Consider the following 13,007-nt stretch of genomic DNA (forward strand, 5'->3'; position numbering starts at 1 on the left):
CGCCCTTCGTCACCCGTGCAGAGGGGGCCGTAGAGGAGGCCGAATTCGAAACGACAGGGTCAAGTTGAGTAAAGACCGCACGCTGTGCGTCTGTGAGAGTGAAAGCTCGGCGATGCCCCCGCAATCACAGAACACATCAGCCCGGGAGAAGGTGGAGTGCTGTGCTGTCCGACCGTCCGAATGGCACCAACGGCACCAGCAGAGACACGCTCGCGGTCCCGATGGCCTGGCTGTACGCCGAGTACATCGCCGACGAGCTACTGCGCACGGGGCGGTTGGTCCCGCCCGGCACGCTGGAGTTCCGGGCCGGCCGGGAGACCCTGGCACTCACTGTCTACCTGTCCGACAGCTCCGACGAACTGTCCGGCATCCGGGTCGTGTCGGGCCTCGACGAGTGGCTGTCCCTGACGACGTACGGCCATCCCTGGGAGGCCTGGGTACGGGAGCGGCTCGCCGACCGCACCTCCACGAGCCCCGCCGGGGAGGCGGCCGACGGCTCCGGTCTGGAGCTGGCGCTGGCGTCCTGGCGGTGGCTCAGCGCCACCGAACTGCTCGCCACCGACCTCGCCGCGACCCAGGCCGCCGGCCTGCGGCGGACGGACGACCCGGGAGTGGACGAGAGCACCCAGGTGTGGATGCCGGCCTGGCAGCTGGGGCTGCCGCTGGGTCACCTCGCCATCCACCTCTTCTGACCCGCCTCACGGCCGGGCGGGCGCGGACGGGTGCACGCCCGCCCGGTACTTGGGAAACCGCAGGGTGATCTTCATGCCCGCTCCGACGCCGGTCTCGATCACCAGGCCGTAGTCGTCCCCGTAGACCTGGCGCAGCCGGTCGTCGACGTTGGACAGGCCGATGCCGGACGCGGTGGTGTGCTCGCCCGCGAGGATCTCCCGCAGCCGTCCGGGGTCCATACCGACGCCGTTGTCCTCGATGACGACCGTGGCCTCGGCGCCGGCGTCCTGGGCGACGATGGTGACCTTGAACTCGTCGGTGGAGTCCTCCAGTCCGTGCTTGACGGCGTTCTCCACCAGCGGCTGCAGGCACAGGAAGGGCAGCGCCACGGACAGCACCTCGGGGGCGACCTGGAGGGTCACCTTGAGGCGGTCGCCGAAGCGGGCCCCGGCCAGCGCCAGGTACTGCTCGATGCAGCGCAGTTCGTCGGCGAGGTTGGTGAAGTCGCCGTGCCTGCGGAAGGAGTAGCGGGTGAAGTCGGCGAACTCCAGCAGCAGCTCGCGGGCCCGCTCGGGATCGGTGCGGACGAAGGAGGCGATGGCGGCGAGCGAGTTGAAGATGAAATGTGGTGAGATCTGGGCGCGCAGGGCGCGGATCTCCGCCTCGATCAGCCGGGTGCGTGAGCGGTCGAGTTCGGCGAGCTCCAGTTGTACGGAGACCCAGCGGGCCACCTCGGTCGCCGCCCGCACCAGCACCGCCGACTCCCGCGATCCGTAGGCGACGAGCGCTCCGAGCACGCCTTCCTCGCCGGTCAGCGGCGCGATCACCACCCAGCGCAGCGGGCACTGGAGGTCGCCGCAGTCCGTGCACACGCTCTGGCTCCGCCCGGAGTCCAGCGTTTCCCGGACGTGGCGCATCACCGGTTGCCCGTGGTGGCCGCCCCCCGGCCCGTCCCAGGCCAGCACGGTCTCCCGGTCGGTGAGACAGAGCGCCTCGGTGCCCAGCAGGGAGCGCAGTCGGCCCACCGCCTTGCGAGCGGTGTCCTCGGTCAGGCCGGCGCGCAGCGGGGGCGCGGCGAGCGACGCGGTGTGCAGGGTGTGGAAGGTGGCGCGTTCGACGGGTGTGCCGAGGTCGAGGTCCTCCCCGCGCCCCCGGCGGACGCTGACCCGGCCGAGCGCGAACCCGACGGCGAGGAACACCGCCCCGGCGGCGGTCAGGGAAGCGACGGCGATGCCGGTCATCGCCGCGCCCGCGGGGCTCGTACGGAGGTGTCGGTCTTCGCCATCAGGTCCTCCGGCAGGTGCAGTCGCGCCAGGGTGGTGGCCGTCTGCGCGGGGATACGGCCCGGGGTGGCCAGGGACACCAGGATCATCGTCAGGAAGCCGAGCGGTACGGACCAGACGGCGGGCCAGGCCAGCAGCGAGTGCGACCAGCCGTCGGCGAGCAGCCCCGCGCGGGTCGCCATCACCGCGGTCAGCGCGGCCCCACCGCCGACGACGAGCCCGGCCACGGCCCCCGGCGGGGTCAGCTTCCGCCACCAGATGCCGAGGACCAGCAGCGGGCAGAACGACGAGGCGGACACGGCGAAGGCCAGGCCCACGGCGTCGGCGACCGGCACGTTGACCGTCACGATGCCGATCGCGAGCGGCACGGCCATGGCGAGGACGGTGGCGAGCCTGAAGTGGCGTACCCCGCGGGCCGGAAGGACGTCCTGGGTGAGGACGCCCGCGACCGACATGGTCAGCCCCGACGCGGTGGACACGAACGCCGCGAACGCGCCGCCCGCGAGGAGCGCGCCGAGCAGGTCCCCGGCGAGGCCGCCGATGATCCTCTCCGGCAGGACGAGGACGGCTGCATCCGCCTCCCCGGTGAGGGAGAGTTCGGGGGCGTAGATCCGGCCGAGTGCGCCGTACACCGGGGGCAGCAGGTAGAACGCGCCGACCAGGCCGAGGACGACGAGGGTGGTGCGGCGGGCGGCCGTGCCGTTGGGGCTGGTGTAGAAGCGCACGGCGACATGCGGCAGCCCCATGGTGCCGAGGAAGGTGGCGAGGATCAGGCCGTAGGTCGCGTACAGCGGGTGCTCCTCGCGGCTGCTGGACAGCGGCTGGGACCAGCTGGACGCGCCGGTCCGCTCGGCGGCCGCCTTCTCGGGCACCTGGGCGTGCGCGGGAAAGCCCAGCGTCGTACCGGCCTCTACGCGGTGGACACCCGCGTCGAGGCGGACCACCGCCGCGCCGTCGCGGGGAAGGCCGTCGACGGTGCCGGTGACCGTGACGGCGACCGGCCGAGCCAGATCGATGCGTACGGTGTCGTCGATCCGCACCTCGGTGTGCTGACGGAAGGTCGCGGGCTCGGCGAACCTGGCGCGCGGCGCGTCGTCGCCCAGCCAGGCGACGGTGAGGAACAGGGCGGGCACCAGCAGCGCGGTGAGCTTGAGCCAGTACTGGAACGCCTGCACGAAAGTGATGCTGCGCATCCCGCCGGCCGCCACCGCCCCGGTCACCACCAGGGCGACGACGAGTCCGCCGACCCAGTCGGGCGCGCCGGTCAGGATCTCCAGGGTCAGTCCGGCGCCCTGGAGCTGGGGCAGCAGGTACAGCCAGCCGATACCGACCACGAAGAGGCTGGCGAGCCTGCGGACCTGCGGCGATTCGAGCCGGGCCTCGGCGAAGTCGGAGAGGGTGTACGCCCCGGAGCGGCGCAGCGGAGCCGCGACGAGGACGAGGAGGACGAGGTATCCCGCGGTGTAGCCGACCGGGTACCAGAGCATTTCGGGGCCCTGGAGGAGGACGAGTCCGGCGATGCCGAGGAAGGACGCGGCGGACAGGTACTCGCCGCTGATCGCGGCGGCGTTCAGGCCGGGTTTGACACTGCGGGAGGCGACGTAGAAGTCCGAGGTGGTACGGGATATTCGCAGGCCGAGGGCGCCGATGAGCACGGTGGCGAGCACGACGGCGGTGACGGCGGCCACCGCGTACGCCTGGTTCATGCGGTGCTCAGCGCCCTTCGACGAGCTTGCTGAACGCCCGCTCGCTGCGCTCGGCGCGCCGGACGTACCAGCGGGCGATCAGCCACATCAGCGGGTAGACGCCGACGCCGAGCACCGCCCACACGAAGGGTGCGGGCGAGGGCAGGTCAGTGGCGGAGAAGACCTCGGGGAGCGCGAAGAGCAGCGGCAGTGAGCCGACGAGCAGCGCGAGGGCGCCCAGCGAGATCAGGGCGGTGCGCAGCTGGCTGCGCATCAGGGAGCGTACGTATGTCTCCCCCAGCGTCGTCTGCTCGGTGATCTCGGACCGCGCGGGGGCGTGCCCCGGGAGCCGACGGGCGCTGCGCGGCACTCCGGTGACGGTTTCACGCCGGGGCGGCTGATCTGCGGACACCGGCGCGAGTCTACGCAGCGCCCCCTGGCCGGGGGTAGGGGCGACGCGGGCCGCGCGGCCTGACGCGGGTGCGCGGCCCGCGTCCCGGGTCGGTGGTCAGCCGTTCGCGCGTCGGGTGAGCAGGTCGCGGAGCTCGCGGGCGTGCCGGCGGCTGACCGCGAGCTCCGCTTCGCCGACGCGCACGGTCGTCGCGCCCGCGTCGAGGCGCAGTTCGTCGATGCGGGCCAGGGCGACGAGGTGGCGGCGGTGGATTCGGACGAAGCCGCGGGCGGCCCACCGCTCCTCCAGGGTGGAGAGCGGGATGCGGACCAGGTGGCTGTCGGCGCGGGTGTACAGCCGGGCGTAGTCGCCCTGGGCTTCGGCGTACGCGATGTCGCCGACCGGTATGAAGCGGGTGACGCCGCCGAGTTCGACGGGGATCTGCTCGGCGCTGCCGCCCGGCTGCGACGCGGCGGCGGGTGGTTGGGGCGCGTGGGACATCTGGACCGTCTGGGATTTCTGGGGCGTCTGGGGCGCCCGGTTGGCGTCGACCTGGTCGCCGACGCGGCGTACGGCCTCGGCCAGGCGTTCCCGGCGGACGGGTTTGAGCACGTAGTCGACGGCTTTCAGGTCGAAGGCCTGCACGGCGAAGCCCTCGTGGGCGGTGACGAAGACGATGTACGGCGGACGGGCGAAGCCGGCGAGAAGCCGGGCGATGTCGAGGCCGGTGAGCCCCGCCATATGGATGTCGAGGAAGACGACGTCGATGGCGTCGTCTCCGTCGGGGCCGGCGTCGAGGGCGCGGTTGATCCGGCGCAGGGTCTCGTTGGCGTCGGTTGCCCCTTCGGCGCTGTGGACCCGGGGGTCGGCGCGCAGCAGGTACAGGAGCTCTTCCAGCGCGGGTCGTTCGTCGTCGACAGCCAGTGCACGCAACATGGTCCGGAGTCTAGGAGCAGCCGGGGTGAGCTGGACATACGTGCCCGACCGGCCGGGGCAGGTGCGCGAGCGCGGCCCCGGCAGGCGAAACCCGGCCTAGCTAGGTCGTGTTTTAGAAGTCCCGTCTGTCTCGCGTGGTCTGGCACGCACGCTCGCAGCGTTGCCGAAAAGCCTTAGTAGCTCCGCTACGAGACCATCCCGGCGCCTTGCGATCGCACGCGCCAGACCACGCGAGACCCGCCCTCCGGGCGGACGACGCTACTTCTAAAACACTCCCTAGGCGAGACAGACGGGACTTCTAAAACACGACCCAGGGGCTGTCCGGTCGCGGTGAGCAGAAACCAGGCTGCTTGCGTATGAGAGGACGACCGGCCGGACGGCCCCGCGAACCGCGTGACACACCCGAGGAATTTCCCTATGAGCCCGAAGCTGTGGCACTTCGACGTCGGCGCGTACGCGCTGGGCGTCCTCGATCCGGCGGACACGTTCCGCTTCGAGGAACACCTGGCCGAGTGTGCCACCTGCGCCGTGCTGCTGGGCGAGTTCGCCGTGGTCGAATCGGCCCTGGCCGCGTACGCCCGGCCCGGCGGGGGTGTCGGCGGGCCGTCCGCCGAGCGGCCCGCGCCCGCACTGCTGGAGCGGCTGCTCGCCGGGGTCGAGGCGGGGCGCAGGCGCAGCGCGGGGCGTCGGATGCGGCTGGTGGCCGTGGCGGCGGCGCTGATCGTCACCGGCCCCGTGCTGACGCTGGGGCTTCAGCAGGCCCCGGGGCCCGGTGACGACGAGGTGATGCGGTACGCCGCCACCGACTCGGCCACCGGCGTGTCGGCGTCCGTCGCCGTCCGGGGCCGCGCCTGGGGTTCGGGGGTCGGCCTGGAACTGGCCGGGGTTCGGGGGCCGCTGACCTGCTCGCTCGTCGCCGTGGGCACGACAGGCGAGGAGCAGACCGTCGCCACCTGGTCGGTCCCCGCAGGCGGTTACGGGATCCCAGGCGTCCCGGGCCACGAGGAGCCGCTGCGCACGGAGGGCGGCGCCGCCCTGCGCGGCGGCGAGATCGACCGCTTCGAGGTCCGCACGCGGGACGGCGAACGCCTGGTCACGGTCGAACCCTGACCATCCGGCGGGGGTGCGTCACTACTCAGGGGAACTACTTCAAGAAAACTACTTCAGGGGAACTACTTCAGGAGGCGGGACATTCTGCGGTCCGCGAGCGGTTTGCCGCCCGTCTGGCAGGTGGCGCAGTACTGCAACGACGAGTCACTGAACGACACGTCGCGGACGACGTCGCCGCACACCGGACAGGCCTCGCCGGTACGCCCGTGGACCCGCAGCCCGCTCTTCTTCTCGGCCTTCAGCCGCCCCGCTGCAACCCCGCGCGAGCGCGCCAGGGCCTCCCCGAGGGTGGCGCGCATCGCTTCGTGGAGCGAGGTGACCTCGGCCTCGGTGAGGTTCGCGACCGGCTTGAACGGCGACATCTTCGCGGCGTGCAGGATCTCGTCGCTGTAGGCGTTGCCGATTCCGGCGATCAGACTCTGGTCGCGCAGGGCGCCCTTGATCTGGCGCCGCTCGCCTGCGAGCAGCGCCGCGAACTGCTCCGGTCCGAAGTCGTCGGCCATCGGATCGGGGCCGAGCCGGGCGATGCCGGGCACGTCGGCGGGGGCGCGTACGACGTACACGGCGAGGCTCTTCTTCGAACCCGCCTCGGTGAGGTCGAAGCCCTCGCCGTCTGCGAGTGCGACGCGGAGCGCGAGCGGGCCCTTGCCGGGGCGCGGCGCTTCGGCCGGCACCTCCTCCTTCCAGCGGAGCCAGCCCGCGCGGGCGAGATGGGTGACCAGGTGCAGACCGCCCGCCGTGATGTCGAGGAACTTGCCGTGCCGACCGACGCCGGTGACCGTGGCGCCTTCGAGGGCGGTGAGCGGCGGGTCGTACGTCTTGAGGACGCTGACCGCGACCGGGAGGATCCGGGTGATCTCCCGGCCGGTCAGGTGCTCGTCGAGGAACTCTCTCAGCGCTTCGACTTCCGGCAGCTCAGGCATGTTCCCAGCGTGCCTCAGCCGGTGGCGGCGCGCAGGCGGGCCGCGCGCAGCAGCGCGGCCAGTTCGTCGTGCGTACCCGCGGCCAGCCGGTCCAGGTCGGGTACGACCGCGGCGTCGGCGACGAGGCCGACGTGGACCCGGCCTCCGTAGGTCGACAGGGCGACGGCCAGGGACTGGCCGCGGGCCAGCGGCGCCATGGGGTAGATCGCGCGCAGCGGCCGACGGCCCGGCCGGCCTCCTCGATGCGGTCGCGGGCGAACCCGAGGACCTGGCCCGGGCCCGGCAGCCACGACCGGGGCGCCACCTCGCGTTCGCGCCTGCCGCCGCCCGGGGTGCGGGCGCCGGCGATCTGGTCGAAGATCCCGGCTCCGATGGCGACGGCCCGCATGCGGTCGGCCAGGGCGTGGTGGAGCTTGACGAGTACGGCGAACGGGCCTGGCCGGGCGCCGGTGAGGACGTACATCTCCCAGGGCGGCAGGCCCCGTTCGAGGGGGCGCTCCATCAGTTCCCCGGCGATGTGGGTGGCACCGGCCGCGAAGTCGCCGTCGGGCAGCCGGATCTGCCGGACGTGGCGGTGTACGTCGAAGTCCCTGGCCGGGGACCAGGTGGCGCCGCCGCCGGGCAGCAGGACGTCGCGGACGCGCCTCCGCAGCCGCGGGACAGCGGAGGCGCGCTCGGCGGGCAGCCGGGCGACGGATTCGGCGGTGGGTTGCTCGGCGGCGCCGTCGAAGAGGGCGAGCGCACCGAGATGCATGGGGTGTTCGGTGGACTCCAGGTGCCAGAACGCCAGGTCAAGCGGTGCCAGAAGCTCGCTGTTCAAGGAGCCCTCACGTCGTCGGGGGCCGGTGGGGAGCGCCCGGTGGGAGCGCAGTCAACCCCGAACGGTCGGTCACGGTCGCGCATCTCCGGAACACGTACGTTACCGAAGAGTACGGTCGGCGCCACTCAAAGGCGGTCGGGTACGACGAATTCGCACCAGACGGATTTGCCGCTCCCCCGCGACTCCACCCCCCACACGTCCGCCAGCCGGTCCACCAGCATCAGCCCCCGCCCCGACACCCCCGCCTCCCCCGCGTCCCGGCGGCGTGGCAGCGCGCTGGAGCGGTCCTCCACCTCGATCCGCAGCCGGCGCTGCGCCCCGGGCACCACTCGGGCGGTCACGACCGCACCGCCGTCGGTGTGCAGCAGCGCGTTGGTCATCAGTTCGTCGGCGGCCAGCTCGATCTCGTCCGCCCGCTCCCGGGCGCCCCAGGCGCGTACCGCCGCACGGACCATGTGACGCGCCGAGCTCAGCGCCTCGGGGTCGCTCTGCGCGACATGCTGCTGCAGCCGGCCGCCGGTCCTGGGTATGTCCGCGCCCCTGCGGCGCAGGAGCAGCAGCGCCACATCATCCTCGCCACCCCGCTCGTCGACCACCTCGCAGAGCGCGTCGGCCAGCAGTTGGAGGTCGCGGGGGCCGCTGCGGACCAGGGCCGACAGCACCTCGATGCCGTCGTCGAGGTCCGTGCCCGGCAACTCCACGAGACCGTCGGTGCACAGCAACAAGATCTGCTGCGGGCCCAGTTCGGCGGTCGTGACCGGGTATTCGAGCTGCCCGAACTCCGCGGACAACCCGAGCGGCAGGCCGCCCGCGACGGGCAGCCGCAGGCAGGTGCCGTCGACGTGCCGCACCAGCGGGTCGATGTGACCGGCGCGGACGAACTGGACCACTCCGGTGGTCAGGTCGATCTCGGCGTACGTACAGGTGGCGAAGCGTTCGGTGTCCAGCTCGTGCAGGAAGACGGACGCGCGGGCCATGACGGTCGCGGGGCTGTGCCCCTCGGCGGCGTACGCACGCAGGACGATGCGGAGCTGACCCATGACGGCCGCGGCGTGCGTGTCGTGGCCCTGTACGTCGCCGATGACCGCGCCCACGCGGCCGCCCGGCAGCGGAATCACGTCGTACCAGTCGCCGCCGATGTTACGGCCGAGGCGGGCCGAGCGGTAGCGGACGGCGATCTGGGCGCCGGGGAAGGTGGGGATGCGGCGCGGCAGCATGGCCTGCTGGAGTCCGGCGGCCAGGTCCTTGTCCTGCTCGAAGAGCATGGCGCGCTGCAGGCTCTGCGCGATGCTGCTGCCCAGCGCGATCAGCACGTTGCGTTCATCGGCGGTGAAGCCGACCCGGTCACCGTAGAGCAGCCCGAGCGCTCCGACCGAGCGGGCCTGGGCGATCAGTGGGAGATAGGCGGCGGAGGTGACGTCCAGCCCCTGGAGGTGCGGCCACAGAATGGGGTAGGAGTCGGCGAAGTCCTGCGCCGACTCGATGAAGCGCGGCGCGAGGGTGCGTACGACCTCGCTCATCGGGTACTGCTCGTCGATCCGCGTGTAGCGGGTGCCGGGCACGAAGGCTCCGGCGGGTCCGTCGGCGACCAGGTGGATGCGGCCGCCCTCGACGAGCCCCATGACCAGGCTAGTGGCGCCGAGGTATTCCAGCCCCTGGGCGTCGCTGAGCACGTCGATGACGTCCTGCACCGTGCGGGCGTGGGCGAGGGCGGCGGTGGTTCCCTCGACAATGCTGGTCCTGCGGCGGCGTTCCGCGTCCTGTTCCAGCCGGTCGGTGGAGTCGGCGAGTTCCTGGGTGGCGTCGCGGACGATGCCGACGATCCGGCGGGGGCGGCCGGTCTCGTCGCGGCGGACGAGGCCCTGGGTGTGGGTCCAGCGCAGGCTGCCGTCGCGGCGCCGGACACGGAAGTAGACGCCGTAGGTCACACTGCCGTTCTTCAGCGCCTCGGAGACCAGGGCGTCCAGGCGGGCGGCCTCGTTGGGCAGCACTCGGACCGCGAGTTCTTCCGGGCGGCCGCCGTATTCGGTGGCGGGCATGTCGAACACGGCGAGAGCGGACTCGTCCATGTGCATGAACCCGCTGCCGAGGTCCCAGTCGAAGCTGCCCAGTTCCATCGCGGGTCCGTACAGCCGGAAAAAGCAGCACGCCAAGGGCTCTTTCCGTGCCTGGCAGCGGCAGTCATCCGCCGCCTCACCACCCCCTGCGCCCGCGTCCATGGGCTCACGCTAGGCGCACCCCGTGGCGTGCGCATGCCGGACCGGACGAAACCCACACTTGAACACGTTCAAGGTTCACCGTAAGGTCATGACAAGTAATTGAACATGTTCAAATTTGGGGGGTTCGGGAATGGTCCCGCTGGTCAACCTGATCGTGATGCTCGGCATGCTGATCGTCGTCCCGATGGGGCTGCGTCTGATCGGTTCGCCTCAGTCGCCCGCGCCGGATCGGATAGGACGCCTGTGGCCGCTGCTCGCGGGGCCCGGTGCCGTCGCGCTGTGGCTGCCACGCGGCGCGGCGGCGACCGTACTCGCCTGCGTGTACGCCGCCGGGACGCTCGCCCTCGCGCTGCACGCCCCGGCGCGGCTGGCCCGCACCCGCTCGCTCGCGCCGGCCGAGATCGCCGTTCTCACCGCGCTGGTGACGCCGTCGGTCGCCGGCGTGGCGCTCGTCGCGGAGCGCTCCGGGCACGAGCTGTTCGGCTTCGATCTGGAAATCCTGGCGCTCACCGTGCCCCACTTCCACTTCGCCGGCTTCGCCGCCGCGCTCGTGGCGGCCCTCGTCTGCCGGGTCGCGGCCGACCGGCCGGCCGCGCGGTTCGCGGCGCTGAGCGTGCCGCTCGGCACCCTGCTGGTCCTCGCCGGGTACTTCGTCGACGACTGGGCCGAACTCGCCGGGGCGCTCGTACTGACCGCAGGGATGTGGGCGGTCGCCCTGCTGACCTGGCGGGACGTACGGAACGTTCGGGACGTACGGCAGGACCGGGCGAGCCGGGCGCTGCTCGCGGTGTCGGCCGCCGTCCTCGTCGCGACCATGCTGCTCGCCCTGAGCTGGGCACTCGGCGAGGCGACCGGCATCTGGCACCCCACCCTGACCTGGATGGCCGCCACCCACGGACTGGGCAACGCGCTCGGCTTCGCACTCTGCGCGGTGCTGGCCTGGCGACGAATCGAGGAGAGCACCGCATGAACGACACCCGCAAGAACCCCACCGGCCCCATGAGCGCCCTCAACTACCCCGAGGTCGGCGCCACCCGGCACACCCCGCTCCCGGCCGGCTACCACCACCTGCGCCACCGCACCCCCGTCGGCACCGGCCGCGCGGCCTTCGAGGCCGCGGGCGCGGCGGTGACGACCTGGCGGCTGCACCGCGACTCGGGCGTCCGCGTGCGCGCGGCGGGCGGCGCCGGACGGGCCGAGGCGGGCCTCGCCGTCGAGTGCGGGATCGGGGTGGGCCCGCTGCGGGTCGCCGCGCCGTGCGAGGTGGTCTGGACGGCGTACGAGCAGAACAGGACCGGCTTCGCGTACGGGACCACCGGCCGCCACCCGGAGTGCGGCGAGGAGGCGTTCGTGGTGGAGCTGGCCGGCGACGGGACGGTGTGGTTCACCGTGACCGCCTTCAGCCGCCCGGCCCGCTGGTACACCCGCCTCGCCGGGCCCCTGGTGCCGGCCTGCCAGCGCGGGTACGTCCGGTGGCTGGGCCGGACGCTGCGCCGGATCGCAGCGGGGGCGCCCGTACGCCGATAATGGCCGGGATGGAGTGGTTCGCGGCGCCCGACTACTGGCTGAGCCGGCTGGTCTTCCAGCGGGCCCTGGCCGCCGTGTACCTGGTCGCGTTCGTCGTGGCGGCGCTCCAGTTCCGGGCACTCATCGGTTCGGCGGGGATCCTGCCGGTCCCCGCGCACCTGCGGCGCGTGCCGTGGCGCGAGGCGCCGACGCTCTTCCGGCTGCACTACAGCGACCGCTTCTTCGCCTCCTGCGCCTGGGCGGGCGCCATGCTGGCGGCGGCGCTGGTCGCGGGCGCGGCGGACCGGCTCCCGCTCGGGCTCGCGATGCTGATGTGGGCGGCGCTGTGGGCCCTGTATCTGTCGATCGTCAACGTCGGTCAGGTCTGGTACGGCTTCGGCTGGGAGTCGCTGCTCCTGGAGGCCGGTTTCCTCGCCGTCTTCCTCGGCAACGAACGCACCGCCCCGCCCGTGCTGATCCTGTGGCTGCTGCGCTGGCTGTTGCTGCGGGTGGAGTTCGGCGCGGGTCTGATCAAGCTGCGCGGCGACCCCTGCTGGCGCCGGCTGACCTGCCTGGACTTCCACCACGAGACGCAGCCGATGCCGGGCCCGTTCAGCTGGTTCTTCCACCACCTGCCGAAGCCGGTCCACCGCGTCGAGGTCGCGGCCAATCACGTCACCCAACTGTTGCTTCCCGTTCTGCTCTTCACTCCGCAGCCGGTCGCGGGCGGCGCGGCCTGCGTGATGATCCTGACCCAGTTGTGGCTGGTGCTCTCCGGGAACTTCGCGTGGCTGAACTGGCTGACCATCGTCCTCGCCCTGTCCGTGGTGGACGCGTCGGCGTTCGTCACCGCGCCCGCCCTGCCCGCGCCCCCGCTCTGGTACGAGGTGGCCGTCCTCGCGGTCACGGCGCTGCTGCTCGGCCTCAGCTACCGGCCGGCGCGTAATCTGCTCTCGCGGCGCCAGGCGATGAACCGGTCGTACGACCCGCTCCATCTGGTCAACGCCTACGGTGCTTTCGGCAGCATCAGCCGTACCCGGCACGAGATCGTCGTTGAGGGAACCGACGAACCCGTCGTGCACGAGGGCACGGTGTGGCGTGCGTACGCCTTCAAGGGCAAGCCCGGTGATCCACGCAGGCTGCCGCGCCAGTTCGCGCCGTACCATCTGCGGCTGGACTGGATGATGTGGTTCGCGGCCCTCTCCCCGGCGTACGCCTCCTCCTGGTTCGACCCCTTTCTTCAGCGACTGCTGACGGGCGACCGCGACACCCTGCGGCTGCTGCGCGCCAACCCGTTCCCCGACGCCCCGCCCACCCATGTCCGGGCCCGCCTCTACCGCTACCGCTTCACGACCTGGCGCGAACTGCGGGCCACCGGCGCCTGGTGGCACCGCACGCTCGAACGGGACTTCCGCCCGCCGACGGCCCTCGCGCCGCGCCGGACCTGACAGAATCGGCCATC

Annotated in this window: 12 protein-coding genes and 1 pseudogene; 5 read left to right on the top strand and 8 right to left on the bottom strand. The window is 72.3% G+C overall.

Translation table 11 applies throughout. The annotated features are described in order from the left end of the window. Positions 1-161: 161 nt before the first annotated feature. Complete coding sequence (locus ACU6WZ_RS00970) at positions 162-692, top strand: hypothetical protein (protein WP_447031196.1); 531 nt, start codon at positions 162-164, stop codon at positions 690-692. Between the two features lie 6 nt (positions 693-698). Here the strand turns inward: ACU6WZ_RS00970 and ACU6WZ_RS00975 are convergent, their stop codons facing one another. From ACU6WZ_RS00975 to ACU6WZ_RS00990, 4 genes are all read right to left on the bottom strand, one after another. Beyond that, positions 699-1,913: a sensor histidine kinase gene (locus ACU6WZ_RS00975; protein ID WP_447031197.1), complete on the bottom strand. Its 1,215-nt coding sequence runs from the start codon at positions 1,911-1,913 to the stop codon at positions 699-701. Further along, positions 1,910-3,661: a sodium/solute symporter gene (locus tag ACU6WZ_RS00980; RefSeq protein WP_447031198.1), complete on the bottom strand. Its 1,752-nt coding sequence runs from the start codon at positions 3,659-3,661 to the stop codon at positions 1,910-1,912. The genes ACU6WZ_RS00975 and ACU6WZ_RS00980 overlap by 4 nt, the downstream gene beginning before the upstream one ends. Before the next feature lie 7 nt (positions 3,662-3,668). Continuing rightward, entirely contained in the window at positions 3,669-4,052 is a 384-nt protein-coding gene (locus ACU6WZ_RS00985; protein WP_447031199.1) for a DUF485 domain-containing protein, read from the bottom strand. Positions 4,053-4,148: 96 nt separating this feature from the next. After that, positions 4,149-4,967: a LytR/AlgR family response regulator transcription factor gene (locus tag ACU6WZ_RS00990; RefSeq protein WP_447031200.1), complete on the bottom strand. Its 819-nt coding sequence runs from the start codon at positions 4,965-4,967 to the stop codon at positions 4,149-4,151. Between the two features lie 417 nt (positions 4,968-5,384). On the opposite strand from ACU6WZ_RS00990, the gene ACU6WZ_RS00995 reads away from it, so the two are divergent. Further along, positions 5,385-6,077, top strand: a complete 693-nt coding sequence (locus ACU6WZ_RS00995) for an anti-sigma factor family protein (protein WP_447031201.1) — start codon at positions 5,385-5,387, stop codon at positions 6,075-6,077. 62 nt (positions 6,078-6,139) lie between these two features. On the opposite strand, the gene ACU6WZ_RS01000 is transcribed toward ACU6WZ_RS00995, so the two are convergent. The 4 genes and pseudogenes from ACU6WZ_RS01000 to ACU6WZ_RS01015 all read right to left on the bottom strand — a co-directional run bounded on the left by ACU6WZ_RS01000 (position 6,140) and on the right by ACU6WZ_RS01015 (position 9,937). Further along, the gene (locus ACU6WZ_RS01000) at positions 6,140-7,000 is read right to left on the bottom strand and encodes an Fpg/Nei family DNA glycosylase (protein ID WP_447031203.1); all 861 of its coding nucleotides are present in this window, start codon (positions 6,998-7,000) and stop codon (positions 6,140-6,142) included. A gap of 14 nt (positions 7,001-7,014) precedes the next feature. Continuing rightward, positions 7,015-7,197 (bottom strand): WS/DGAT domain-containing protein, encoded by a 183-nt coding sequence (locus ACU6WZ_RS01005; protein ID WP_447034319.1) that lies wholly within the window; start codon positions 7,195-7,197, stop codon positions 7,015-7,017. Positions 7,198-7,217: 20 nt separating this feature from the next. Continuing rightward, a pseudogene (locus ACU6WZ_RS01010) lies at positions 7,218-7,820 on the bottom strand (wax ester/triacylglycerol synthase domain-containing protein); the annotation flags it as partial. 125 nt (positions 7,821-7,945) lie between these two features. Then, complete coding sequence (locus ACU6WZ_RS01015) at positions 7,946-9,937, bottom strand: SpoIIE family protein phosphatase (protein WP_447031204.1); 1,992 nt, start codon at positions 9,935-9,937, stop codon at positions 7,946-7,948. 232 nt (positions 9,938-10,169) lie between these two features. Between ACU6WZ_RS01015 and ACU6WZ_RS01020 the strand changes: the two genes are divergently transcribed. The 3 genes from ACU6WZ_RS01020 to ACU6WZ_RS01030 are packed head-to-tail and all read left to right on the top strand — an operon-like array spanning position 10,170 to position 12,993. Then, positions 10,170-11,009, top strand: coding sequence for a YndJ family protein (locus ACU6WZ_RS01020; protein ID WP_447031206.1), 840 nt, complete (start codon positions 10,170-10,172; stop codon positions 11,007-11,009). A gap of 29 nt (positions 11,010-11,038) precedes the next feature. Beyond that, positions 11,039-11,566 carry a DUF1990 domain-containing protein gene (locus ACU6WZ_RS01025; protein ID WP_447034320.1) on the top strand — a complete coding sequence of 176 codons (528 nt, stop codon included), beginning with the start codon at positions 11,039-11,041 and terminating at the stop codon, positions 11,564-11,566. Between the two features lie 8 nt (positions 11,567-11,574). Then, the gene (locus ACU6WZ_RS01030; RefSeq protein WP_447031207.1) at positions 11,575-12,993 is read left to right on the top strand and encodes a lipase maturation factor family protein; all 1,419 of its coding nucleotides are present in this window, start codon (positions 11,575-11,577) and stop codon (positions 12,991-12,993) included. The last annotated feature ends 14 nt before the right edge of the window (positions 12,994-13,007 follow it).

It is taken from the genome of Streptomyces hypolithicus (genome assembly GCF_052934925.1).

Bases quoted from the DNA above. Each gene is read 5' to 3' on its own strand.
- ACU6WZ_RS01015 (WP_447031204.1), bottom strand. From the start codon at position 9,937: ATGGAACTGGGCAGCTTCGACTGGGACCTCGGCAGCGGGTTCATGCAC.
- ACU6WZ_RS00975 (WP_447031197.1), bottom strand. From the start codon at position 1,913: ATGACCGGCATCGCCGTCGCTTCCCTGACCGCCGCCGGGGCGGTGTTC.
- ACU6WZ_RS00990 (WP_447031200.1), bottom strand. From the start codon at position 4,967: ATGTTGCGTGCACTGGCTGTCGACGACGAACGACCCGCGCTGGAAGAG.
- ACU6WZ_RS01025 (WP_447034320.1), top strand. From the start codon at position 11,039: ATGAGCGCCCTCAACTACCCCGAGGTCGGCGCCACCCGGCACACCCCG.
- ACU6WZ_RS01000 (WP_447031203.1), bottom strand. From the start codon at position 7,000: ATGCCTGAGCTGCCGGAAGTCGAAGCGCTGAGAGAGTTCCTCGACGAG.
- ACU6WZ_RS01005 (WP_447034319.1), bottom strand. From the start codon at position 7,197: ATGGCGCCGCTGGCCCGCGGCCAGTCCCTGGCCGTCGCCCTGTCGACC.
- ACU6WZ_RS01020 (WP_447031206.1), top strand. From the start codon at position 10,170: ATGGTCCCGCTGGTCAACCTGATCGTGATGCTCGGCATGCTGATCGTC.
- ACU6WZ_RS00980 (WP_447031198.1), bottom strand. From the start codon at position 3,661: ATGAACCAGGCGTACGCGGTGGCCGCCGTCACCGCCGTCGTGCTCGCC.
- ACU6WZ_RS01030 (WP_447031207.1), top strand. From the start codon at position 11,575: ATGGAGTGGTTCGCGGCGCCCGACTACTGGCTGAGCCGGCTGGTCTTC.
- ACU6WZ_RS00995 (WP_447031201.1), top strand. From the start codon at position 5,385: ATGAGCCCGAAGCTGTGGCACTTCGACGTCGGCGCGTACGCGCTGGGC.